The sequence below is a fragment of the Pseudonocardia sp. P-1 genome (assembly GCF_058111925.1).
The window spans coordinates 4751129-4774910 of record NZ_CM176614.1 but is presented as its reverse complement, the minus strand read 5'-3'; the positions used below and the strand labels follow the sequence as shown (position 1 = coordinate 4774910).

The 23782-nt window shown below is 75.6% G+C and carries 23 protein-coding genes; 13 read left to right on the top strand and 10 right to left on the bottom strand.

What is annotated here, in order from left to right; all coding sequences use genetic code 11:
• Positions 1–209 precede the first annotated feature (209 nt).
• The 7 genes from AC0GKK_RS23485 (at position 210) to AC0GKK_RS23455 (ending at position 6289) form a co-directional block, all read left to right on the top strand.
• Complete coding sequence (locus tag AC0GKK_RS23485; protein ID WP_405416098.1) at positions 210–893, top strand: ANTAR domain-containing protein; 684 nt, start codon at positions 210–212, stop codon at positions 891–893.
• Between the two features lie 88 nt (positions 894–981).
• The gene (locus AC0GKK_RS23480; RefSeq protein WP_357440673.1) at positions 982–2247 is read left to right on the top strand and encodes a S8 family serine peptidase; all 1266 of its coding nucleotides are present in this window, start codon (positions 982–984) and stop codon (positions 2245–2247) included.
• Complete coding sequence (locus AC0GKK_RS23475; protein WP_208825390.1) at positions 2244–2474, top strand: hypothetical protein; 231 nt, start codon at positions 2244–2246, stop codon at positions 2472–2474. The genes AC0GKK_RS23480 and AC0GKK_RS23475 overlap by 4 nt, the downstream gene beginning before the upstream one ends.
• Positions 2475–2695: 221 nt before the next feature.
• Positions 2696–2905 (top strand): hypothetical protein, encoded by a 210-nt coding sequence (locus AC0GKK_RS23470; RefSeq protein ID WP_405416094.1) that lies wholly within the window; start codon positions 2696–2698, stop codon positions 2903–2905.
• A 35-nt stretch (positions 2906–2940) separates the two neighbouring features.
• Positions 2941–4146, top strand: a complete 1206-nt coding sequence (locus tag AC0GKK_RS23465) for a CoA transferase (protein WP_476652105.1) — start codon at positions 2941–2943, stop codon at positions 4144–4146.
• Positions 4147–4155: 9 nt separating this feature from the next.
• Positions 4156–4605, top strand: coding sequence for a VOC family protein (locus AC0GKK_RS23460; protein ID WP_405416089.1), 450 nt, complete (start codon positions 4156–4158; stop codon positions 4603–4605).
• 376 nt (positions 4606–4981) lie between these two features.
• Positions 4982–6289 carry an HNH endonuclease gene (locus tag AC0GKK_RS23455; protein WP_489882537.1) on the top strand — a complete coding sequence of 436 codons (1308 nt, stop codon included), beginning with the start codon at positions 4982–4984 and terminating at the stop codon, positions 6287–6289.
• Between the two features lie 182 nt (positions 6290–6471).
• Here the strand turns inward: AC0GKK_RS23455 and AC0GKK_RS23450 are convergent, their stop codons facing one another.
• Positions 6472–8427 carry an ArnT family glycosyltransferase gene (locus AC0GKK_RS23450; protein ID WP_489882536.1) on the bottom strand — a complete coding sequence of 652 codons (1956 nt, stop codon included), beginning with the start codon at positions 8425–8427 and terminating at the stop codon, positions 6472–6474.
• A gap of 239 nt (positions 8428–8666) precedes the next feature.
• Between AC0GKK_RS23450 and AC0GKK_RS23445 the strand changes: the two genes are divergently transcribed.
• Positions 8667–9359, top strand: coding sequence for a DUF899 domain-containing protein (locus tag AC0GKK_RS23445; protein ID WP_357440677.1), 693 nt, complete (start codon positions 8667–8669; stop codon positions 9357–9359).
• Here AC0GKK_RS23445 and AC0GKK_RS23440 read toward each other — a convergent pair.
• Positions 9344–9958, bottom strand: a complete 615-nt coding sequence (locus AC0GKK_RS23440) for a TetR/AcrR family transcriptional regulator (RefSeq protein ID WP_208826650.1) — start codon at positions 9956–9958, stop codon at positions 9344–9346. The genes AC0GKK_RS23445 and AC0GKK_RS23440 overlap by 16 nt on opposite strands.
• 77 nt (positions 9959–10035) lie before the next feature.
• Here AC0GKK_RS23440 and AC0GKK_RS23435 point away from each other — a divergent pair, with 77 nt between their 5' ends.
• Together AC0GKK_RS23435 and AC0GKK_RS23430 are read left to right on the top strand one after the other, a co-directional pair.
• Positions 10036–11163, top strand: coding sequence for an NAD(P)H-dependent flavin oxidoreductase (locus tag AC0GKK_RS23435; RefSeq protein WP_357440680.1), 1128 nt, complete (start codon positions 10036–10038; stop codon positions 11161–11163).
• On the top strand, positions 11160–12695 hold the full coding sequence (locus AC0GKK_RS23430) for an acetyl-CoA acetyltransferase (protein WP_489882535.1): 1536 nt from the start codon (positions 11160–11162) through the stop codon (positions 12693–12695). Before AC0GKK_RS23435 ends, AC0GKK_RS23430 begins: the two co-directional genes overlap by 4 nt.
• 45 nt (positions 12696–12740) lie before the next feature.
• Here the strand turns inward: AC0GKK_RS23430 and AC0GKK_RS23425 are convergent, their stop codons facing one another.
• Genes AC0GKK_RS23425 through AC0GKK_RS23415 form a run of 3 tightly spaced genes read right to left on the bottom strand, consistent with a single transcriptional unit; the run spans position 12741 to position 15465 of the window.
• A complete protein-coding gene (locus AC0GKK_RS23425) occupies positions 12741–14045 on the bottom strand; it encodes an aspartate aminotransferase family protein (protein ID WP_489882534.1) in 1305 nt (434 codons plus the stop codon).
• Positions 14042–14977 (bottom strand): ketopantoate reductase family protein, encoded by a 936-nt coding sequence (locus AC0GKK_RS23420; protein WP_489882533.1) that lies wholly within the window; start codon positions 14975–14977, stop codon positions 14042–14044. Before AC0GKK_RS23420 ends, AC0GKK_RS23425 begins: the two co-directional genes overlap by 4 nt.
• A 44-nt stretch (positions 14978–15021) precedes the next feature.
• Positions 15022–15465, bottom strand: coding sequence for a cupin domain-containing protein (locus AC0GKK_RS23415; RefSeq protein WP_489882532.1), 444 nt, complete (start codon positions 15463–15465; stop codon positions 15022–15024).
• Positions 15466–15551: 86 nt separating this feature from the next.
• On the opposite strand from AC0GKK_RS23415, the gene AC0GKK_RS23410 reads away from it, so the two are divergent.
• Positions 15552–16514 (top strand): helix-turn-helix transcriptional regulator, encoded by a 963-nt coding sequence (locus tag AC0GKK_RS23410; protein WP_489882531.1) that lies wholly within the window; start codon positions 15552–15554, stop codon positions 16512–16514.
• Positions 16515–16569: 55 nt separating this feature from the next.
• A complete protein-coding gene (locus AC0GKK_RS23405) occupies positions 16570–17304 on the top strand; it encodes a helix-turn-helix domain-containing protein (RefSeq protein WP_489882530.1) in 735 nt (244 codons plus the stop codon).
• A gap of 160 nt (positions 17305–17464) precedes the next feature.
• Here the strand turns inward: AC0GKK_RS23405 and AC0GKK_RS23400 are convergent, their stop codons facing one another.
• Positions 17465–19951: an FUSC family protein gene (locus tag AC0GKK_RS23400; protein WP_489882529.1), complete on the bottom strand. Its 2487-nt coding sequence runs from the start codon at positions 19949–19951 to the stop codon at positions 17465–17467.
• Positions 19952–20041: 90 nt separating this feature from the next.
• Here AC0GKK_RS23400 and AC0GKK_RS23395 point away from each other — a divergent pair, with 90 nt between their 5' ends.
• Entirely contained in the window at positions 20042–20941 is a 900-nt protein-coding gene (locus AC0GKK_RS23395) for an NADP-dependent oxidoreductase (RefSeq protein WP_405416064.1), read from the top strand.
• A gap of 113 nt (positions 20942–21054) precedes the next feature.
• On the opposite strand, the gene AC0GKK_RS23390 is transcribed toward AC0GKK_RS23395, so the two are convergent.
• From AC0GKK_RS23390 to AC0GKK_RS23375, 4 genes are read right to left on the bottom strand one after another with little or no spacing between them, the layout of a single operon-like run.
• Positions 21055–21906 carry an L-histidine N(alpha)-methyltransferase gene (locus AC0GKK_RS23390; RefSeq protein ID WP_489882528.1) on the bottom strand — a complete coding sequence of 284 codons (852 nt, stop codon included), beginning with the start codon at positions 21904–21906 and terminating at the stop codon, positions 21055–21057.
• Positions 21903–22925: an iron-containing redox enzyme family protein gene (locus AC0GKK_RS23385; RefSeq protein WP_251786521.1), complete on the bottom strand. Its 1023-nt coding sequence runs from the start codon at positions 22923–22925 to the stop codon at positions 21903–21905. Before AC0GKK_RS23385 ends, AC0GKK_RS23390 begins: the two co-directional genes overlap by 4 nt.
• Entirely contained in the window at positions 22922–23137 is a 216-nt protein-coding gene (locus AC0GKK_RS23380; RefSeq protein ID WP_489882527.1) for a CDGSH iron-sulfur domain-containing protein, read from the bottom strand. The genes AC0GKK_RS23385 and AC0GKK_RS23380 overlap by 4 nt, the downstream gene beginning before the upstream one ends.
• Positions 23127–23777, bottom strand: a complete 651-nt coding sequence (locus AC0GKK_RS23375) for a HemK2/MTQ2 family protein methyltransferase (RefSeq protein WP_489882526.1) — start codon at positions 23775–23777, stop codon at positions 23127–23129. The genes AC0GKK_RS23380 and AC0GKK_RS23375 overlap by 11 nt, the downstream gene beginning before the upstream one ends.
• Between the last annotated feature and the right edge of the window lie 5 nt (positions 23778–23782).

The window sequence follows — 23782 nt, the reverse complement described above, 5'->3', positions numbered from 1 at the left end:
ACGCACTGTCCTAACGTTCTTCCCGACGTCCGCGAACCGTCAGGTTCCGGACGCGAGCACGCAGGGTCAAGCAACCGGCCCGGCATCCCGGGGTCCACCCCGGGAACCGTTTCCGCAGACATCATCTGCCGGACGCGCCGGGCCAGGTCTCCGGTGCCGCTCGCCGCGGCACCCGCCGAACCGTCGCGTTCCGGCGCGGCGGAGGTCAGATGCTTTCCGGGCCCTCGGACGCGCAGATCCTGCGCGCCTGCTGCGACGATCCCGTGTTCCGTGCCACGCGCTCCCCGTACCTGGTCGTCGACGGGGAGCTCACGGTCGTGGGGGCGAACGCGGCCTTCTGTGCGGCGACCCTGCGCGCGTCCGGCGAGCTGGTCGGCAGACCGCTGACGGCCGCGCTGCCGGACGACCCGCACCGGCCCGGCGCCGACGGCGTCGCCAGGCTGACGGCGTCGCTGTCGCGGGTGCTGCGCCTCGGGCTGCGCGACCACCTGCCGGTGCAGCGTCACGACGTGCCCGCGGCGACGGGTACGCCCGGCTTCGTCGAACGGGTGTGGGTCACGGTGAACTCCCCGCTGACCGCCCCGGACGGGCGGGTCATCGGGGTGCTGCACCACATCGAGGACGTCACCGGGTTGATCAGCCCCGGCGCCGACGGCAGCGACCTCCCCGCCGCGGCACTGGCCCGTGCCCTGGACACCGAGAACAGCCACCTGCGGGCCCGCTTCGCCCGGCACGTCAGCATCGAGCAGGCGAAGGGGGCCCTCATGGCCCAGCGCGGCTGCTCCGCCGACGAGGCGTTCACCCTGCTGCGCCGGCTCTCGCACGAGACGAACCGGAAGCTGCACGTGGTCGCCGAGGCGCTGCTGGCGGACACGGTCGGGCAGCGGCCCTGAGTCGTCACCACCCGTTCGCCCGCAGACCGTGCCGGAGCGCGATCACTGGGGCACGATGGGTGGTCACGAGTCGATCGACGGAGGCGACATGGTGGAGCCGCACGCGGCCGTCCCGGGCCGGACCGCAGGCACGCTGACCGGCCGGTACCTGCTGGTGCTCAGCGATGACCTGGTGGCCGACCACGACACGGCACGCTCGGCGGTGGCGGAGCTGACCGGCCTGTCCGAGGTGACCAGCAGCCGCGACGACACCCCGGGGGCCCACCCGACGCTGTTCGCCCGGCTCGGCGTCGCCGTCGCCGAGCTGGACCCGGCCCGGCTGCGCACTGTGCGGGCCGACCGCCGGGTGCTGTCGGTGGAGCCCGAACGCGTGCTGCGCGCCCTGTCCGGGCCCGGGCTGAGCGCCGACTACCTGCGCGGGTTCGCCGACGCGGCGGGCTTCCTGGCCGAGCGCGCCGCCGCGTCGGAGACCGCCGACGCGCCCGCCGCGGCCCGGTTCGCCGACAACGACCAGGTCACCTGGGGACTGCAGGCCACCGGCGCGGACGTCGCCGCCGAGACCGGCGCCGGGATCACCGTCGCCGTCCTCGACACCGGCCTCGACCTCGGCCACCCCGACTTCGCCGGGCGGCAGATCGAGTCGCGCTCGTTCGTCGACGGCCAGGAGGTCGCCGACGTGCAGGGGCACGGCACGCACTGCATCGGCACCTCCTGCGGGCCGCTCGCCCCCGGTTCGGGACGCCGCTACGGCATCGCCCACGAGGCGAGGATCCTGGTCGGCAAGGTGCTCGGTGACGACGGCTCCGGCACCGACGCCGGCATCCTCGAGGGCATCGAGTGGGCGATCTCCTCCGGCGCGCAGGTCGTCTCGATGTCGCTGGGCGCGGACCTCGACGAGGTCTCCGCCGCCTACGAGAACGCCGGGCGGCGCGCGCTGGACGCGGGCACCCTGATCGTCGCCGCGGCCGGCAACAACGCCGAGCGCTCGGCCGGGAACGTCGGTTTCGTCGGTGTCCCGGCGAACAGCCCGTCGATCATGGCGGTCGCCGCGGTGGACGCCGCGCTGGCCATCGCCGACTTCTCCGCGGCCAGCTCCGCGGTCGAGGGCGGGCAGGTCGACATCGCCGGCCCCGGTGTGGACGTCTACTCGTCGTGGCCGATGCCCCAGCGCACCAACACGATCTCGGGCACCTCGATGGCCACCCCGCACGTCTCCGGGATCGCGGCGCTGTGGTCGCAGCGCACCGGGGCCCGCGGGCGCGACCTGTGGACCCAGCTCACGCAGGCCGCCCAGCGGCTGGCGCTGCCCTCGGGCGACGTCGGCGCGGGACTCGTCCGGGCCCCGGGCCGATGAGCACGACCGGGAGGCTGCTGGTGTCGGTGGCCGACGGGCACGTCGCCGACGACGTCGCGCGGGCCTGCGCGGCCGCCGGGCTGCAGGTGGAGAAGGTGCTCACGGGGGTCGGGGTGGTCGTCGGGACGTGCGACGACCCGGACGTCCTGCGGGGTGTCACCGGGGTCGCCGCGGTCGAGCCCGACCGCGAGGTCCACCTGGACCGCGATCAGCCGGGGCCCGCGTAATCGGTCGACGCGCGACCCGTACGTCCGATACGGTGGTGCCAGTCGATCGCGCCCGGTGACACGCCGGCCGCGACGAACCGCCCGGACCGTCCCCGGGAGGCGCCCACCCGGCGTCCCGGCCACGGCCGGTGCCACCGACCCCGTACCGGCACCGCGCGATCCCGCGCGGCGCGGCACTCCGCCGCGTACCGGACACCACCTCGACCGAAACGACCATTCCTGTGCAGGCCTCCGTCCACCCACCCGTCACCGACCCCACCGTCCGGGGCGCCGTCGACCGGCTCACCGCCGAGTTCGCCGGTCGTTTCTCCCCCGACCTCGTCGACCACGTCGTGCGCGGCTCCCGCCGCGACCTCGACGTCGTCTCCACCGCAGCGCTCCCCGAGATGGTCGAGCGCCTGGCCCGTCAGCGGCTGATCGAACACCTCTGATCCGTCCGGCCCCGTCGCCGGGCAGGATGGTCGCCATGTCGCGTCCGCTGTCCGGTCTGCACGTCGTCGAGTGCGCGAGTTTCGTCGCCGGTCCCACCGGTGGCATGACGCTCGCGCAGCTCGGGGCCTCTGTCATCCGCATCGACCCGCTCGGGGGCGGCCCCGACCACGGTCGCTGGCCCGCCGCCGGGCACGGCACCGGCGACTCCTACTACTGGGCCTCGCTGAACAAGGGCAAGCGGTCGATCAGCATCGACCTGCGCTCCGACGAGGGCCGCGAGCTCGTCCTGGGCCTGGCGACGGCCCCGGGCCCGGACCGCGGTGTCCTCGTCGACAACGTCGTGGGCCGCCGCTGGATGGCCAACGACGCGCTCGTCGCGCGTCGCCCGGACCTGGTGCACGTGCGCGTGCAGGGCTACCCGGACGGCCGACCCGCCGTCGACTACACCGTCAACGCCGAGGTCGGGATCCCGCAGATCACCGGCAGCGAGGAGGGCGCGGCCCCGGTCAACCACGTACTGCCCGCGTGGGACCTGGTCACCGGCATGTCGGTCGCGACGGCCGTGCTCGCCGGGGTGTACCAGCGCTCCCGCACCGGCGCCGGGGTGTACTCCGAGATCGCGCTGTCCGACGTGGCGCTGGCCGGCGTCGCCAACCTGGGCTGGCTCTCCGAGGCCGACGAGCGCGGGCACGAGCGGCCACGGCACGGCAACCACGTCTACGGCAGCTTCGGCGTCGACTTCGCCTGCTCCGACGGGAACCGGGTGATGGTCGTCGCGCTGACCCCGGCGCAGTGGAACGCCCTGGTGTCGGTCACCGGGACCGGTGACGTGTTCGCCGCACTGGAGCCCGCCCTCGACGCCGACCTGACCTCGGAGACCGAGCGCTACCGGCTGCGCGAGACGATCGCGGCGGTGCTGCGGCCGTGGTTCGCCGCGCGCGACTCGGCGACCGTGGAGTCCGAGCTGAACCGGGCCCGCGTGCTGTGGGGCCGCTACCAGGGGATGACCCACGTCGTCGCCGAGCACCGCGCCGGAGGGCACCCGCTGCTCGCCGATCTGGCTCTGCCCGGTGGCGCCACCGGTATCACCGCGCGCTCGCCGATCCGGTGGGACGCCGACCACGGTGACCCCGGCGCCGCCCCCGAGCTGGGCCGGGAGACCGACGAGGTACTCGCCGACGTCCTCGGTCTCGACGCGCGCACCATCGGTGGGCTGCACGACCGCGGCGTCGTCGGGTAGAGAATCCCCGTGACCGACGCACAGCTGACCGAGGCGCGGTGGACCCACGTCGCGCTGCCCACCGGCGACCTCGACGCCGCCATCGACTTCTACACGACGATGACACCCCTCACCGTCGTCGAACGCTTCTCCGACGACGCCGGGCGGAGCGCCTGGCTGTCCAACGCCGGTCAGGTGGAGACACCGATGGTGCTGGTCCTGGTGTCGTTCGACGCCGAGCAGAGTGGCGAGCTGGGGCTGCTGCGCCCCTTCGCCCACCTGGGGATCGAGGTGCCGACCCGCGACGACGTCGACGCCGCCGCCGACCGCGCCCGGGACGCGGGGTGCCTGCACTGGGAGCCGCGGCAGATGCCGGGGCCGGTGGGGTACATCTGCGCGCTGACCGATCCGGACGGGAACGTCGTGGAGTTCTCGTACGGGCAGAAGGTGTTCACCTCGGTGCGGGAGAAGTGGGGCTGAGGGCCCTGTCGGGCTCCGCGGTTCCGGGTCACGTCGGCCGGGTGGCGGCGTCGCTCCGGTGGCCGCACTCGTCCGCGCGTCGCCCCCCGGCGCGGTCGCCGGACCCCGACCCGGACCGGTACCCAGAGCCGTGCGCGATCCGTCCTCGCCACCTCCTGCCGGTGGCAGCAACGCCGTCACGACGGGTACCCGGTGCGGCCGTCCCTCTCGCGTCACCTCACGACGCAGCCGGTCGGCATCGCACTGTCCCCTTACGGTGCGCAGTCACCCACACCACGAGGCACCGTCGCGAGCGGTCCGCATCACCGCAGGCCACGGATTCGCGATCGCGAACGGAAACTGGTCATCGAACACACGTTCGAGTATCCTCGATGGTGTGACCGCCACCCAGGAACCACCCGCCCACGCCACCGGCGTGCTCGCAGGTGGGTTCCCATCGGGTGACCTCACCCTGCTCCGGTTCCACCTCGACCACGCCCTCGCCGCCGACACCTCCACGTTGTCCGAAGCCGAGCTGATCGACCAGATCCAGGAGATCGAATCCCTCCAGGCCTGCCTGGCTGCCCTCCAGGCGAGCCGGATCCGCGCCTTCGCCCAGGCCCATGTCGACAGCCACCGCGTCGATGACCGGACCGACGTCGACAAGGTCCACCGCAGCGTCGTCGCCCAGATCCAACTGGCCTGCCGGGTCTCCACCACCGAGGCCCGCACCCGCGTCGCCGACGCCCGCGACCTGCACGCCGGGCTCGACGACGTCCGGCGCCTCCATGAGACCGGGCAGCTCAGCGCCGCCAAGGTCACCGCGATCGCCGTCGAGTGCCGCGACCTCGACCCCACCCAACGCGCGCGGGTCGACGCCCGGCTCGCTGCCGTGCACGACCTCACCCGCTACGGCATCGGGCGCCTGCGGGCGATGACGCGGCGTCTGGTCGCCGAGATCGCTCCCGACCGGTTCCGCGCCCGCGTCCACGCGGCCAGGGTCGAGCGCCGGGTCACCCTGCGGCCCGCGCCGGATGCGATGAGCTACCTGACCGCGTACGTGCCGGTCGAGCAGGGCGCCGCCTGCCTGGCCGCGCTGCAGAAGGCGTTCGTCGAGATCCAGGTCGACCCGCAGCCCCTGACCCGCACCCGCGGACAGGTCCTCGCCGACACCCTGGTCGAACGCGTCACCGGGCAGGCCACCGCGACCGCCGTGAACCTGGAAGTCCAGGTCACCGTCCCCGTCCAGGCCCTGCTCGACCCCACCTCCCCGCTGCCCGCCGAGATCCCCGGCCTGGGACCCGTCCCCGCCGACCTGCTCGCCACCCCGGAGGGGACGACGTCCCTGCGCCGCCTGCTCACCGACCAGGGCCTCGTGATCGGCGGCGACTCCCGCAGACGCACCTTCACCGGACTCCTCGCCACCCTCGTGAAAGCACGCGCGGAGAACCGGTGCACCGAGCCCTACTGCGACGCACCCGTCCGCCACCTCGACCACATCCGGCGGGATGCCGACGGCGGACGCACCGAGCTGGAGAACGGACGTGGAGTGTGCGAGTTCCACAACCACGTCCGCGAACAACCCGGCTGGAACGTCTTCCGCGCGCCCGACGGCATCGTGGTCACCGTGACACCGACCGGACACAGGTACTGCGGTCCGGCACCACCACCGCCGGCCGCACCACCACCGCGCGCACCGACCTGACCTCGACGCCGACGACCGACCCGTCGCGGCGCCGGCGTGAACGCCGGGCCGGGCTACGTTGCGCCGGGATGGGCCGGGACCGGGCCCGGGCGTGGATACAGCCTCGCCCGGGCACATACCCACCGGCAACGCCTCGCGCAGCCCACCGATCCGACGGGGTGCGCGAGGTGGCGACGAGCGGGTCAGGAGGTCGGGGCGGACAGGTCGTAGACGGTCTGACCGCCGACGGTCGTCGCCGTGTAGTGCTCGGCGACCCAGGTCGCGATCCGGCTGCTCGTCGAGTCGCTCTGCCCACCGGGGCCGCCGCCCTGGCCGCCCGCCACGTAGTAGGCGATCCGGCCCTGCTCCACGTAGGACCGGAACTCGGCGAGGGTGACGGCGGAGTCGCTGCCGGCCCACCCACCGGTCGACATGACCGCGGTCCCACTCGCCAGCTCCAGCGACGCGGCGGTCTGGGAGGTGGCGACCGCAGCCGCCCAGGTCGTCCCGGACGAGGACCGGGTCGCGGCGAGCAGTGAGGTCAGCTCCACCGAGGTCGCACCGCCGGAGCCGGGCCCGCCACCGCCCTGCCCCGGGGGCGTTGCCCCGGCACCACCGGACCCGTCCGCGCCGACGGCCGCACCCGGGCCGGCCGGGCCCGAGCCGGGACCGCCGGACGAACCGGCGGTGGTGCCGAACGAGCTCGACACCGTCCCGACCGAGGGGATGCTGCCGGTGTGCCCGGTCGACGCCGTCGCCACCGCGTACACCCCGGTCCCGAGCATCCCCGCCACCAGCACCGCGACCAGACCGGACCGCACCACCGCTCGCCCCCGGCCGGGCGCGAGCATCAGCCCCGCCGCGACCACCGTGACCACCCCGACCGGCCGGCACAGCCAGGAGAACGACTCCGCGCTCACCACCAGCAGCGCGACCGCCCAGCCACCGGTGACGAGCACCGTCGTCGCGGCGACGATCCGCGCCCACCGGGCACCCCGCTCCCGCCACAGCGCCGCCCCGCCGACGGCCACCACTCCGGCGAGCCCCGGGGCCAGCGCCACCGTGTAGTACGGGTGCATCGTGCCGCTCATCATCGAGAACACCGCCGCCGTGACGAGCGTCCAGCCACCCCACAGCAGCAACGCCGCGCGGGTCCGGTCGGTCCGCGGCGCCCGCCGGGTGACCCACAGCCCCGCGACGAGCAGGATCAGCGCGGCAGGCAGCAGCCAGGAGATCTCGTAGGCGAGCTCACCGGTGAACAGCCGCAACGGACCGGCCGCGCCGCCGAAGCCGGTGTTGCCACCACCGCCTCCCCCGCCGGGGCCGCCACCGTTGCCGGTGCCGCCGAGCAGCCGGCCGAGGCCGTTGTAGCCCAGCGCGAGCTCGAGCAGCGAGTTCGTCGTCGATCCTCCGATGTAGGGCCGGTCGGACGCGGGCCACAGCTCCACCAGCGCGATGAACCACCCCGCGGAGACGACCATCCCCGCCACCGCGGCGCCCATCTGCACGATCCGGGTCCGCAGCCGCGGCGAGCCGGCGACCAGGTACACCAGCCCGAGCGCCGGGACGACCAGCAGCGCCTGCCCCATCTTCGTGAGGAACGCGAACCCGACCGCCGACCCGGCCGCGACCAGCCACCAGGTGGACGCCCGCACCGAGGCGGCGTCGACGGCGCGCGAGCCGGCCCAGGCCGCGGCGACCAGCAGCAGCGTCAGCAGCGCGTCCGGGTTGTCGAACCGGAACATCAGCACCGCGGACGGTGTCAGCGCCAGCGCTGCACCGGCGAACAGTCCCGCGGCGGGCCCGGCCCACCGCTGCACCGTGGAGTGCAGCAGCCCCACCGCCGCCACACCCATCAGAGCCTGCGGCACGAGCAGGCTCCACGACGAGAACCCGAACAGCCGCGCCGAGGCCACCATCACCCACAGCGCCGCGGGCGGCTTGTCGACGGTGATCGCGTTCCCGGAGTCCAGCGACCCGAACAGCCATGCCTTCCACGACTGCGTCCCGGCCTGCACCGCGGCGGCGTAGAAGTCGTTGGCATGGCCCGAGGCCGACAGGTTCCACAGGTAGAGCACTGCGGTCGCGGCGAGCAGTACCAGCAGCCCCGGCCGCGCCCAGCGCGGACCGTCGTGGGGCCCGCGGAGCAGCCGCGCCACCCGCCCGGGCGGCGCGACGGACGGGCCGGAGCCGGTGGGCGGGACGGGTGGGGGACGGACGGCGGCGGGGTGTCGCGGTGCCGTCCTGGTCGGACCGGGGTCGCGGTGCTCACGGGGGTCTCCTCGAGTCGTTGAGGTACGCGGACCACCGTCGTCCGCGGCGCTGTCGCACTCCTGTCCGGTTCCTGTGCGCGGTCTGTGAGCGATGAGTTCCGGGCGCGACGCCGGTCACGCCTCACATGACCGAGCCGATCACCGCCGCCCTGCCCCCCGTCGTCGACACCGCCACCTGGGAGCGCGAGCTCGCCGCGCTGCGCGTCCGTGAGAAGGCCGCCACCCGCGAGCTCGACGCCATCGCCGCCGCCCGTCGCCGGCTGCCGATGGTCGAGATGCCCGACTACGTCCTGCGCGGAGAGGACGGCCCCGTCCGCCTCGCCGAGATCTTCGACGGCCACCCGCAGCTGATCGTCTACAGCCACATGTGGCACGACGGCGCCGACTGGCAGTGCGGCGGGTGCACGGGGTTCACCTCGCAGTTCACCCGGCTCGCCGGTCTGGAGAAGTTCGACGCCCGCTTCGTCATCGTCACCCAGGGCCCGATCGACGAGGCGCTGGCCTACCGGCGTCGCGTCGGCAACACCATGACCTGGTACTCGACGGCCGACAGCAGCTTCGGCACCGACGTCGGCGCCCCGCCCGGGGGCGGCTTCGCGGTCAACGTGTTCCTGCGCGACGGCGACCGCGTCTTCCGCACCTGGCACACCGACGGCCGCGGCACCGAGCAGCTGTCCTACCTGTTCCCGCTGGTCGACGTGCTGCCCTACGGCCGCCAGGAGGTCTGGCAGGACTCGCCGCAGGGCTGGCCGCAGGGCCCCACCTACAGCCGGTGGGCCGGGCCGCAGGAGATCGCCGCCGCCTACGGCGAGGGCTGAGCCCGCGCCCGTACCCCGGCCAGGACGGTGTCGACGACCGCCACCGCGTGACCCCGGGCGTCGTCGCGGGCGGCAAGGTGTGCGGGGGTGGTCGCGACGTGGTTGCGCACCGCCCCCGCGACCAGGTCCGCGACCAGCGCCACCGACGTCCCGGCCGGGAGCTCGCCGCGCTCGATACCGCGGCGCACCATCGTCCGGGCGCCGCGGACGTGCTCGGGATAGGCGTCGTCGGCGAGCGCCCCCGCGATCTCCGGGACCCGGTGGGAGTCGACGAGCAGCCGCTCGACCAGCCGGCCGTCGTCGCTCGTGGCGAACGCCGTCCACAGCTCGGCGAAGGTCACCAGGTCCTCGCGCAGCGAGCCGGTGTCGATGTCGGCGACGAAGCGGGCCCGGTCGCGCACCGCCGCCACGAGCAGCGCCGCCCGGGTCGGCCAGCGCAGGTACAGCGACCCCTTCCCGATCGACGACCGGCGGGCCACCTCCTCCAGCGACAGCCCGGACCAGCCGCGCTCGCCGTAGACCTCGCGGGCGGCGGCGAGGGCGCGACGGTCGACGTCCGGGTCGCGCGGACGTCCGCTGCGGCGCGACGGCGGGGGCACGGCGGCGATCCTGCCAGACGGTGCTGTGACCACCGACCCACTTCTGGACGGTGTCCGTCCGTAATACGCTCACCGGTGTGATCAGGACAGCGCTGACCGATCTGCTGGGCGTCGAGCACCCGATCGTCGGGTTCAACCGGTCCCCCGCGGTGGTGACCGAGGTGAGCCGCGCCGGGGGGTTCGGGGTGCTCGCCGCGGTCTCCTACACCGCCGAGGAGCTCGACGCGCAGCTGACCTGGATCGAGGAGCAGCTCGACGGGCGGCCCTACGGGGTCGACCTGCTCGTCCCGGAGAAGACCGCCGACACCGGGGCCGACCGGGAGGACCTCGTCGCCGCGCTGCGTGCGCAGCTCCCGGCCGAGCACCTCGCCTTCGTCGACGACCTGCTCGACCGCTACGGCATCCCGCGGGTGCCGGTCGACCCCGGGCGCGACGCGATCGCGGCGGGGATGAGCCGGCGCGGCGCCGAGGCGCAGCTCGACGCGGTGTTCGCCCACCGGCCGGCGCTCGTCGCGAACGCGCTCGGCACCGCGCCGCCGCACCTCGTGGAGCGCGCGCACGACGCCGGGACGGTCGTCGCCGCGCTGGTCGGGACCCGCAGGCACGCCGAACGGCAGCTCGCGGCCGGGGTCGACGTGCTCGTCGCGCAGGGCACCGAGGCCGGTGGGCACACCGGCACCATCGCGACGACGGTGCTGACCCCGGAGATCGTCGGTGTCGCCGGGGACCGGCCGGTGCTGGCCGCGGGCGGCATCGCCTCGGGCGACCAGATGGCCGCCGCGCTCGCGCTCGGCGCGGCCGGGGTGTGGTGCGGCTCGGTGTGGCTGTCCAGTGTGGAGGACGTGGCGCCGGAGTCGGTGAAGCGCAAGTTCCTCGCCGCGGGCAGCGGCGACACCGTCCGCTCCCCCGCCCGGACCGGCAAGCCCGCCCGGCAGCTGCGCAGCGCCTACCACGACGCGTGGTCCGCACCCGGCGCGCCGGCGCCGCTGCCGATGCCGCTGCAGCCGCTGCTGACCCTGCAGGCCTGGTCGAGCATCGACGCCGCCGCCGACGCCGGGAACCCCGGCGCGACAGAGCTGCAGTCGTTCTTCGTCGGGCAGGTCGTCGGCGCGTTCACCGAGCTGCGCGGCGCGGGCGAGATCACCCGGGAGATGGCGCACGACTGCGAGCAGCGCATCGCCGCGCTCGCGGGGCTGGTCGGATGAGCCTCGACCCGCGGACACCCGTCGTCGTCGGGGTCGGGGAGGCCTCCGAGCGGATCGGCGAGCCCGGTTACGCCGCGCTGTCACCGGTCGGGCTCGGTGCCGCCGCGGCCGCCGCGGCGCTCGTCGACACCGGTGCGGACCCGGCCGCGGTGGCGGCGGCGCTGACCGTCGTCGCGGGGGTGCGGCAGTTCGAGATGTCGGTGCCCGGGGCGGTCGCGCCGCTGGGCCGGGCGGACAACTACCCGCGCGCGGTCGCCCGCCGCGTCGGCGCCGACCCGCGGCGGGCGGTGCTCGACGTCGTCGGCGGGCAGTCCCCGCAGCGGCTCGTCGGCGAGTTCGCCGGCGCGATCGCCCGCGGGGAGGCCGGGGCGGTGCTGCTCGTCGGGGCCGAGGCGATGTCGACCGTGCGGGACCTGATGTCGCGCCCCGAGGCCGAGCGGCCCGACCACGGCGAGCACGTCGGCGGCACGCTGGAGGACCGCGGGTACGGCTCGGAGCTGCGCAGCCCGGTCGCCGAGGCGCACGGCGTGCTCTCCCCCGCCGCCTACTACGCGCTGTGCGAGAACGCCCGCCGCGCCCGGCTCGGCCTCGGCCGGGACGCCCACGCCCACGGGATGGGCGAGCTGTTCGCTCCGTTCACCCGGGTCGCCGCCGGGCACCCGCACGCCGCCGCGCCGCGGGTCCGAACGCCCGAGGAACTCGTCACGACCGACGACCGCAACCGGATGATCACCGATCCGTACCCGCGGTTCCTCGTCTCGCGCGACCAGGTCAACCAGGGCGCCGCGGTCGTCCTCACCTCGGTCGGCACCGCCCACGACCTGGGGATCGACCCGCAGCGGTGGGTGTTCCTGCACGGCCACGCCGACCTCACCGAGCGCGCCGTGCTCGACCGCCCCGACCTGGGCGCCTACCCGGCCGCCGAGGCCGCCGTCCGGCACGCCCTGGACCGCGCCGGGACCCGCGTGGACGACCTCGCCGCGATCGACCTGTACTCCTGCTTCCCGATCGCGGTGTCCTCGGTCGCCGACCCCCTCGGGCTGGCCGCCGACGACCCGCGCGGGCTCACGGTCACCGGTGGGCTGCCGTTCTTCGGCGGGCCGGGGAACGACTACTCGATGCACGCGGTCGCCGAGGTCGTGCGACGCCTGCGGGCCGACCCGGGTACGTACGGCCTGGTCGGCGCGAACGGCGGGTTCCTGTCCAAGTACTCCGCCGGGGTCTACTCCACCCGCCCCGCCCCCTGGCGCGACGACGACAGCGCCGCGCTCCAGGCCCGGCTCGACGCCGTTCCCACCGTCCCGACGACGACCGCCGCCGACGGCGCGGCGACCGTCGAGACCTGGACGGTGCGCCACGACCGCGACGGCAGCCGGCACGCGGTCGTCGTCGGCAGGCTCGACGACGGCGGTGCGCGGTTCATCGGGTGCGGTCGCGACGACGAGCTGCCGGAGCTGCTCGCCGGCGACCCGGCCGGGGCGGCGGTACGGGTCCGGCCAGACGGGAAGCTGACGATCGTCACGCCGCGCTGACGGGTATCCGGGCCCCGTGACCGCGAGGTCGCCGAGCGCGAGCCGTCACGTCGCTGCGACACCGGACCGGCGCACGGCCGCCGTCGAGGGCTGAGCCACCTCCCCCAGGGCCGTGCCGAGGATGTCCACGCCGCGGCGGATCTCGGCCTCGGTCGCGGTCAGCGGCGGCGCGATCCGGAACGTCCCGCCCATGCCGGGCAGCTGCACGATGTTCATGTGCAGCCCCAGCTCGGCGCACCGCGCGGTGACGGCCGCCCCGAGCGCGTCGGTGTCGGAGCCCGCCAGCTCCAGGCCCACCAGTAGGCCGCGGCCGCGGACGTCGCCGATCATCCCGGTCGTGCGGGCCAGGTCCCGCAGGCCGTCCTGCAGCAGCGTGCCCAACTCGCGGGCGCGCAGGTCGAGCCGGTCGCGGGTGAGCACGTCGAGCACGGTGAGCCCGACCGCCGCCGGGAGGGGGTCGTTGACGTGGGTGGTGAAGAACAGGAAGCCGCGCTCGTGCGCGACCTTCTCGATCGCGGCCGTGGTGAGGACGGCGGCGAGCGGCAGGCCGGCCCCGAGCGTCTTCGACAGCGTGAGGATGTCGGGGACCACCCCGTCGCGCTGGTGGGCGTACCAGTCGCCGGTGCGGCACAGACCCGTCTGGGCCTCGTCGAGGATCAGCAGCATGCCGCGCTCGTGGCACTTGTCGCGCAGCGCCGCCAGGTAGCCCGGCGGCAGGTCGACGACCCCGCCGGAGGACAGGACCGGCTCGACGATGCAGGCGGCGAGGCTGCCGACGGACTGGGCGTCGATCAGGGCGAACCCGAGGTCGAGCTGGCGGCGCCAGTCGAGCTCCCCGGCGTCGTCGACGAGGTCGGGGCGGTAGCGGTCGGGCACCGGCAGCGCGAAGTTGCCGGGGGCGGCGGGCCCGTACCCGGCGCGGCCGGCGACGTAGGTCGCGTTCGCCGCGGCCTGGGTCATGCCGTGCCAGGACCGGGTGAAGGAGACGATCTCGTGCCGGCCGGTGACGAGCTTGGCCATCCGGATCGCGGCCTCGTTGGACTCCGCACCGGTGGTCAGCAGCATCGCCCGGTCCAGTCCGCCGCCGACCGAGGCGCACAGCCGCTCGCACAGCTCCAGCACCGGCCGCGACAGCATTCCGCTGTAGAGGTGGTCGAGCCGGCCGACCTGGTCGCGGACGGTCGCGACGATCTCCGGGTGCGAGTGCCCGAGGATCGCGCTCATCTGCCCGGAGGTGAAGTCGAGCAGCTCCCGGCCGTCCTCGGTGGTGACGGTGCTCCCCTGGGCCCGGGCGATCACGCCGGGGGTGAAGCCGCCGCGGCCGGAGTAGCGGATGAGGTGCTCGGTCACAGCCAGGTCCTCTCGCGGGCCCGGACGGTCCGGGCGACGGTGTCGTTGACCGGGGTCGGGACGCCGAGCCGGGCGCCCTCGCGGGCCACCGCCCCGTTGATGGCGTCGACCTCGCAGCGGTGCCGGGCGAGCGCGTCGAGCAGCATCGACGGGCGGGCGTGCGGGATGGCGCCGCCGAGCCGGCGGACGTGGTCGATCGGGTCGCCGACCTGCAGGGTCACCCCGGACGCCGCCGCCACCGCGACGGCCTCGGCCGCGCAGGCGCGGGCGACGGCCCAGGCGTCGGGGTCCTCGAGCACCCCGCCGATGGTGAGCCCGGTCAGGCAGGTCGAGCCGGAGAACGCCGCGTTCATGACCAGTTTCTCCCACACCATCCGGCCCAGGTCGGTGTGGAGCGCGACCCCGAAGCCCGACGAGCGCCAGATCTCCGCCGAGGCCTCCAGCTGTGCCGCGGGCAGCCCGTCGTAGGAGCCGAAGCGGACCATCTCCATGCCGTTGTGGTGCGCGACGCCCGGCTCGGGCAGCGACGCCCCGAACCCGCCGACGACGCCGACCGCGATCCGCCCCGGGTCCAGCTCGGCGGCCGCGACCTCCGGGGAACCGAGCCCGTTCTGGATGGTCTGCACGACGGTGCCCGGGCCGACCAGGTGCGCGCACGACCGCGCGGCGACGGCGACGTCGTAGGCCTTGGTCGCGACGACCACCAGGTCCGCGGGCCGGTCGAGGGCGACGTCGGCGGCGTCGAGGACCGCCGAGGCGAGTGCGACCGTGCGGTCACCGCTGTGCCCGGTCACCCGCAGGCCGCGTTCCCGCAGTGCCGCGGTGTGCCCGGCACGCCGGCAGACGGCGTGCACCTCGTGCCCGGCGTCGGCCATCAGCCCGGCGTACACCGAGCCCATCGCGCCGCAGCCGACGATCACCACCACCGCCATGCCGACCTCCTCCGGCGCAGTCTGGCATCACGGGGACCGTCCGGTCAGCCCGCCGACGGTGCCGCGATCCGCACCCCGTGCCCGGCGGCGTGCGCGGCGACCGCGTCCGGCGCGGGCGGGCCGGAGCGCCCGAGCTCGCTCATCCCGCGCAGGAACGGCACCTGCGTCGCCCCCGTCACCAGCACGACCAGCCGGGCGTCGGTGTCGACCCGGTAGCGGTGCAGCACCCCGGCCGGGACGTGCGCGACGTCCCCGGCGCGCAGCCGGTGGGTGACACCGCCGAGGTCCACATGGAGCTCGCCCGCGGCCAGGTAGAACACCTTGTCCGCGGACAGCGTGTGCGGCGGCGACGCGGCCCCGGGGCCCAGCGTCAGCTCGAGTGCCTCCCAGGCGTCGCCGGTGTCGGCGCCGGTCGCGAGCGGGACGGCCCGGGTGTGCGGCATGCCGAACGCGTCGGCGTCGTCAGTCGTGATGATCCTGGCTTCCATGGCGGCCTCCTGTGGGGTGTGCTGCTGGGACGACGGTAGGGAGCGGCAGGTGCCGGTCCCATCCCTGCTTCCAGGGGCGTGGCCCCGTGGCCGACCACGCCGAGCTGCGTCGTCGTGCCGCCGCGGCGCTCGCCCGCCGGGTCCCCGCCGACCTCGCGGTGTGGGCGGTGCTGGACCCGGCGACGCTGCTGTGGTCGGACTGCGTGCTGGTGGGCGTCGAGCGCGACGTGGCGTTCGAGAACGCGGTGTTCGACAACGAGTACCGCGTCGACGACGTGTTGAAGCTGACCGACGTCGCCGCGACCGGCCGGGCCGGGGCGCTCAGCGCCGTCACCGGCGGCGACCCGGCAGCCAGCGCCCGCTACCGCGACGTCCTGGCCCCGCGCGGGTTCACCGACGAGCTGCGGGTACCGCTGCACGACGGCCGCACCACCTGGGGCGCGGCGGTGCTGCTGCGGGCGGGCGGCACGTTCGCCGCCGCGGACGTCGCCGCGGCCTCGGCGGTCGCCCGCCCGCTCGGCGAGGCCCTGCGCGACACGCTGGTGCGGACGGGGCGCGACCTGGTCGGCGGTGCCCCGGCCGGGACGATCCTCACCGACGCCGACGGCCGGGTGCTCGACCTGTCCGACGACGCCCGTGCCCTGCTCGGCGGCGACGCCGTCCCGCAGGTGGTGCAGGCGGTCGCGGCGCGCCGGGCCGCGGGCCTGCCGGCCGAGGGCACGGTCCCGCTGACCGACGGCCGGTGGCTGTCGTTCCGGGCGTCGCCGCTGGGTGGGGCGCTCGCCGTCGTCGTGGAGGAGGTGCGCCCGCACCAGGTCGCCGACCTCGTGGTGCGCAGCAAGGGCCTCACCCCGCGTGAACGGCAGGTGCTCGCCGCGCTCGCCCGGGGGGCGTCGAACCGGCGGATCGCCCGCGAGTGCGGGATGAGCGAGTACACGGTGCTCGACCACGTCAAGCGGCTGTTCGCGAAGTTCGGGGTGTCCGGGCGCGGCGAGCTGACCGCGGCACTGTTCTTCGACCACTACGCCGAGGCCCACTCGGGACGCTGACCCGCCGGATACGGCAGGCTGCAGGAAGGAGCAGGAACCGGACGAGGGGGACGTCGTGACCTGGAGTACCCGTGAGGTGGCCGAGCTGGCGGGGACCAGCCTGCGGGCGGTGCGGCACTACCACGACATCGGGCTGCTGGCCGAGCCCGATCGGCGCGCGAACGGCTACAAGCAGTACGGGGTGGCGCACCTGGTCCGGCTGCTGCGGATCAAGCGGCTCGTCGACCTGGGGTTCTCGCTGACCCAGATCTCCGAGATGAACGACGCCGACGCCCACCCGGAGGAGGCCGCCCGCGCGCTGGACGCCGAGCTGGCCGCCACCATCGAGCGGCTGCAGCAGGCCCGCACCGAGCTGGCCCTGATCCTGGACGGTGCCGCGCCCACCGACCTGCCCACCGAGTTCGCCGCGGCCGCCGACCAGCCGATGTCCGAGGCCGACCGGTCGCTCACCCTCGTCCTTCCGCGGGTGCTGGGCTCGGAGCGGCTGCAGGCCGTCGCGGACATGCTGGCCGACGCCCGCCCGGACCCGACGCAGAACCGGTTCGACACGCTCCCGGCCGACGCCGACGAGACCACCCGCCAGGAGCTCGCCGACCGGATGGTGCCCTACATGCGCGCGCTCTACGAGACCCATCCCGGCCTGGTCGCGCCGAACACCGACGCACCCGTCGGCGAGCAGCGGGCGGAGCAGACCCTCGGCCGGGCGATGCGGGAGCTGTACAACCGCGCCCAGCTCGACGTGCTCGTGCGCGCAGGGAAGGCACTCGCCGCGGAGCGCGACGCGGACTGACCCACCCGCCTGAGCCGCCGGGCTGCAGGTCCCGCTCCGCCCGCTCGGCCGGCAGGAGCTTCCGTGTCTGCCCCGACGGGGTCAGCGCGATCTCGTCGACGGCGATCTCCGCGCTGGGCTCGACGCGGAGCTGGCCCCGCCGCCCTGAGCCCGCCCGCGCTCAGGCGTGCCGGACGCACGCCCGCCCGACCGCCCGCGCCGGTCCGCGCAGCGGGGCGCCGACCCCGGCCGGCACGGGCACCGGCACCGGACGGGCGAGGGGCGCGGCCAGCACCACGTCCGGCAGCACCGTCCCCGGCCCCAGGTGCACGTGCTCGCCGAAGGGCGCGGGCCCGGCGACGGCCGGTGCGGCGACGAGCAGGTGCGTCCCGGCCGGCACGCGGACGGCGAACCCGCCGTCGTCGCCGGTGGTGACGCGGTCCAGCTGACGGCCCGCCCCGTCGACGACGGTGACCGTCGCCGCGGCGGGTGCGCCGTCGGGTCCGCGGACCCGCCCGACCGTGGCCGGGGCGGGCCCGTTCTCGCCGGTCTCCAGCAGCGCCGGGAGCTCGGCGGCCAGCAGCCCGGCCTCGCGGGCGAGCGCGGCGCCGCGTCCGGTCCCGCCGGCCGGGCCGATCAGCAGGTCGAGCACGGCCGCGCAGCTGCCCGCGGGCACCGGCCGCCCGGCGACGGCGTCCGCGGTGAGCTGCGCCAGGCGCGCACAGCCCGCGGTCAGCGCCGGGGTCCCCGACACCCCTTCGGCGGAGCGGGCCAGGCGCCGCGCGTGTTCGGCGACGGCGGTGCAGGCGGTCAGCCCGTGCACGACGTCGCGGTGGGTGGAGCCCAGCCAGGTCCGGGTCAGCGGACGCCCCAGCAGCAGCGTCTGATGCAGCGCGGCGTCGAGTGCGCGCGCCCCGGCACGCAGGTCCTCGCACGGGCCGGGCCGGCGCAGCGCCCGGTCGACCGTGCCCAGCAGCTCGGCCAGCGCGTCGAGCAGCCCGCGGCGGGCCTCCTCGGCGGCGGACCGGGTGCGGGTGGGCAGCACGAGCACCGACACCGCGCAGCCGATCAGACCGCCGACCACGGTCTCCTCCAGGCGCAGCACCATCAGGTCCACCGTGAAGGTGCCGAGCAGCGCGTAGAGCTCGCCGAGCATCAGCGTGATGAAGAAGATCATCAGCGCGTAGGAGAGCCGGAACAGGTAGAGCGCGCCGAAGATGCTGAGCAGGATCACCGGCAGCACCACGGCGACGTCGGGTCCCAGCACCGGCACCAGCGCGATCGCGCCGACCAGGCCGATCATGGTGCCGACGATGCGGTGCGCGGCCTTCCGCACCGTCTCGGCGACGGTCGCGGTGCCGGTGAAGGCGATGAACGCGGCCAGCACCGCCCAGTAGTAGCGCTGCTCGGACAGCGCGTCGCCCACCGCGATCGCGACCGCGGTGGCCACCGCGACCTGCACGGCCTGGCGGGTGGTCAGCGACAGCCGCGAGGCGGGACGGCCGGGGTCCGGCGGGCGGTGCAGCCGGGTCACCGTGCCCGCCGAGCCGGGCAGGTTGCCCGCGAAGAGCTGGACCGCGGGGGCGAACGCGGCTGCCTCCCCGACCGTCGCGGGACCTCCCTCCGGCGCGGTGTCGAGGGCGCCCTCCGGCGCGGTGTCGAGGGCGGCGGTCCAGTCGGCACGGGCGTCGGCGAGCACCGTGGCGTCGACGGCGAGCCGGCGCGGACCCGGGGCCGCCACCCGGTCGGCGACCCGTCCGGCCCGCTCGCGCACCGCGTCCCAGCGGCCGCCGTGCAGCGCGGTGAGGACCGCGCGGGCGTCGTCGCAGTCCAGGGCGCCGGGGCCGACCCGGGTCAGCGCGGTGACGGCCAGCTCGGCGTCGAACACCGCCCGGCGGACGATCCGGGCGGCGTCGTCGTCGGCGACGGCGGCCGGGGTCCCCAGCTGCCCGTCGATGACCAGCGCGGCCTCGTTCACCCGGACCAGAAGGCTCGCCAGCCGGGCCTCGGCGCGCTCCCGCTCCGCGGTGCCGAGGGCGTGCCCGTCGAGGGCCAGCACGGTCCCGGCGAGACCGGCGAGCCGCGCCTCGAACGAGCGCAGCATCCGGCGCAGCACCCGGTCGTTGCGGATCGGGAGCAGCACCAGCGTCAGCAGCATCACCCAGACGATCGCGACCGCGACGACGAACGCGACCCCCGGCAGCATCTCCGGACGCAGGCTCAGGAACAGGGCGAAGAAGTAGCCCATGAACCCGCCCATGCCGCACACGAAGTACCGCAGCCCGAAGCGGCGTACCCAGACCGCGACGAACACCACCACGACGAACGCGGTCAGCGACGCGAGCCGGTTCCGGTCGACGAGCAGCGCCACGCCCATCCCGGCGAGCATCGACAGGGCCAGGAAGCACAGCGTGACCGCCTGCCCTGCGCGGGTGGCGTCGACGACCCCGAACGAGGCCAGCATCGCCACCACCGCCCCGAGCATCATCGGCACCAGTGGCGGGGTGCCCGTCGTCGTCGCGACGAGGTACTCCACACCCAGCGTGCTGGCGATCGCCAGCACGGCGCGGACCGCCGAGACGAGCCGGACGAGGCCGGGGTCGGAGGCGACGAACCGGTCACGGGCCCGGAGGAGGCGGTCGGACGCGGTCGGCACAGTCCGTTGCATATGCTAACGGTATACCGGATCGTGATCTTCGCGCATCCCGGGCCCGCCGGACGTAGCGTGGGCGCCCAGGACCGATCACGGAGGTGGCGGGTGCGCGGGTACGGGTTCGTGGCGGCGGGTGGCCCGGAGCAGCAGGGGTTCGTCGAGGTCTCAGAGCCGCGGCCCGGGCCGGGTGAGCTGCTCGTGCGGGTCCGGGCGGCCGGGGTCAACCCGGGCGACTGGCGGATGCGCGACGGCGACTACGGCGTCGCCGGGCCCGCGGTGCTCGGCCGCGAGGTCGCCGGGACCGTGCTGGAGGTCGGCGACGGCGTCACCGGGTTCGCCCCCGGCGACGAGGTGTTCGGCGGCTGCCCGGACATGCAGGGCGGCTGGGCGCCGCGGGCGCGGGTCACCGCCGGGTTCGCCGCGCACCGCCCGCCGGAGGTCTCGCCCGAGCAGGCGGCGGCGCTGCCGGTCGCCGCGGGCACCGCCTGGGACACCCTCACGAACCTCGACCTGCCCGCCGGGGCGACGCTGCTGGTCAACGGGGCGGGCGGCGGGGTCGGCCTGCCGCTGGTGCAGCTGGCCCGCCGCCGTGGGCTGACGGTCGTCGGCACGGCGAGCCCCGGCAAGCACGCCCTGCTCGCCGGGTTCGGCGCCGTCCCGGTGGCCTACGGCGACGGCGTCGCCGACCGGATCCGCGCGGCCGCGCCCGGCGGCGTCGACGGCGCCCTGGACCTGGTCGGCGGCGACGCCCTGCGCGCGGTGGCCGGGCTCGTCCCGCCCGCGACGCTGTACTCGATCGCGGACAAGCCGCTGGTCGCGCAGCTGGGCGGCCGCGACGTCACCCGCGACCGCAGCACCGCGGTGCTCGACGCGCTCGCCGCCCTCGTCGCGGCCGGGGAGCTCGACCCGCTGGTGCGCGAGGTCCGGCCGCTGGCCGAGGCCGGGGCGGCGCTCGCCCTGGTCGAACAGGGTCACGTGACCGGCAAGGTCGTCCTGGTGCTCTAGTCCCGACGGAACAGGAACAGCCCGTAGCGGTGCTCGTCGTCGACCCACTCGGCCTCGGCCCGCAACCCGTGCCGGGCCACGTCGGTGCGCAGCCGGTCGGGCTCGAACTTCGCCTAGAACCCGACGTTGAGGCTGTCGCCGCGACGCAGCTCCAGCGTCCGGTCCAGGCCCGGCAGCACCACGGTCTGGTCCCGGCGCGCCCACAGCCGCCCGTCGACGACGTCGGCGGCGGCGTCGTAGTGCGCCGCCGGGTGCACCGCGTCGAGGGCGACGCTCCCGCCGAACCGGCGTGCCAGGTGGTCGAGGTGGTTGAGCCGGAACCGGGCGAAGGCGTCGTGTCCGGGCGGGTCGTTGTAGCAGGACTCGAACACCGCGGCGGGCTTGACGAGGTCCGCGGACACCAGCAGCGCGTCGCCGGGGCGCAGCGTGGCGCCGATCCGGGCGAGCAGCGCGGAGCGCTCGTCGGCCGTGGTGTTGCCGATGTTGGCGCCGAGGAACAGCACCGCCACCGGGGCGCCGCCGTCGTCGCGCAGCCGGTCGAGGCCGGCCTCGTAACGCCCCCACAGCCCGGTGACGGTCAGCCCCGGCAGGTCCGCCATGCGTTCGGCGCTGAGCACGAGCATCTCGCGGCTCACGTCGATCGGCAGGTAGGTCGTCGGCCGGGCCGCCGAGCAGTGTTCGAGCAGCAGCCGCGTCTTCTTCGCGCTCCCGGACCCGAGCTCGGCGACGCGTGGGCAGCCCAGCCGGGCCGCGATGTCGGTGCCGTACCGCTCCAGGAGCGCCCGCTCGCACCGGGTCAGGTAGTAGGTCGGCAGCTCGGTGATCTGTTCGAACAGCTCCGAGCCGAGCGCGTCGTAGCCGAACCAGGGCGGGATCCGCGGCAGCGGCTCGGCGAGGCGGGCGCGCAGCTCGTCGGTGTCGTCCCAGAAGGAGCCCTGTTCCAGCTCGACCGGGGCGGCGGTCACCGGCCCGGCCCGTCGTCGAGCGGCCGGCGCAGGCTCGGCTCCCCCGCCGCCCAGCGGGCCAGCACGTGCCCGCCGAGCCGGTCGCCGAGCAGCCCGGCGGCCCGGATCCCGAACACGACGTCGGCGGCCAGGCCGGGCTCGGTCCGCAGCAGCGGGGCGAGGACGTCGCGGCGCACGACCTGCTCGTGCACGGCGTCGGCCTCCACGTGCTCGTCGTAGAAGCGGAGGGCGGCGGGGCCGCAGCCGAGCCGGCGCATCGCGCGGACCAGGCGCTCCGATCCGGGCGAGGAGGTCAGCTCGACCAGCGCGAACTGCCCGACCAGCGCGCCGCGCAGGCTGCGCCGCAGCCCGCACAGCGACATGAAGTTGACCTCGGCGAGGGTCTCGGCACCGACGGCGTCGACGTGCGCGCCGTAGGCGTCGGACAGGCCGAGGTCGCGCATCATGCCGGCGAACAGCACGGCGTGCATGCCCGCGGCGTCGCCCGCGCCGTACTCGTCGTGCTCGACGGTGACCAAGCCCGCCTTGGCGGCCGGGGGCAGCCGCGGGATCACCCAGGCCTGCGGGTCGGCCTCCTTCAGGTGGTAGATCGAGCGGTGCACGACGTACTCGCGCAGCTGCCACAGCTCGCCGCGGCGCAGCAGGTGGTGGGTCACGCCGGTCTCCGCGCCCGGCCCGACCGGCTCGACGAGCAGCTCGGCGACGGTCGCGTCGACGTCGTCGCCGGGCGGGACCGCAGCACGCAGGGCGGCCAGGAACCGGTCCTCCAGCGCCACGCGCAGGCCGAGCAGCGCCACGTCCCACTCGTGCTCGTCGCCGACCCCGGCGAAGCCGCGGTAGTGCAGCTCGTAGCAGCAGTGCAGGGCCAGGTGCAGGTCCTCGCCCCACGGGTCGGCGTCGCCCGCGGCGGGCAGCGCGGCGGGATCCCCGCCCAGCCGGGCCAGGACGGCGCCGGACAGCGGGCCGCGCGCCGCCGGCAGCGGCGCGGTCCCGGTGCCCGGGTGCGGGGGTGCGGTCACGTCGGGTCCTCCTGTCGCACGCGGGTGCAGTGGCTGGTGTCGCAGAACGGCGGACGGCGGGTGCGCCGGCAGGTGCACAGCGCGGTGACCGGGCGCCGCGACGTCACCCGGGTGCCGTCGGGCAGCTCGACCTCCACCGGGCCGGTCACCAGGACCGGGCCGTCGTCGGTGAGCCGCACCCGGGCGGGCCCGGCGCCGGTCTCACGACCCACGGACGGCCTCGATCACCACGAGCTCCTCGTCGGCGGCGCCGGGCTCGACCAGGCCGCGGGCCTCGTGCAGCGCGGTACGGGCCCGCATCACCGGGCCGAGCGGGATCCGGGACCGGTCGGTGACCCGCACGGTGAGCCCGGCCGCGGCGAGCCGGTCCAGCGAGGCCTGCACCCCGGAGACCGCGCTGTGCACCATGAGCAGCGCGCCGCCCGGTCCGAGGTGGGCGGCGACGCCGTCGCAGATGCGGTCGATCACGGCGCGGCCGTCGCGGCCGCCGTCCCAGCTGCGGGCCCGGCGGTGGCGGACGAGCCGGTCGGTGTGCGACGGCACGTACGGCGGGTTGGCGGTGACGAGGTCGAACCGCCGGCCGTCGACGGGGCCGAACAGATCACCGCGGTGCACGGTCAGCGCAGTGCGGTGCAGCCGGGCGTTGACCCGTGCCGCGAGCACGGCGCGCCGTGACAGGTCGACCGCGGTGACCGCGCCGGCACCGCAGCGGGCCGCGGCGAGCGCCACGGTCCCGGTGCCGGTGCCCAGGTCGAGCACGGCCCCGCGGGCCCGCCCGGAGACGGCGACGGCGCGGGCCAGCATCTGCGAGTCCGACTGCGGGCGGTAGACCCCGGGCGGGGTCAGGAGCATGGGCG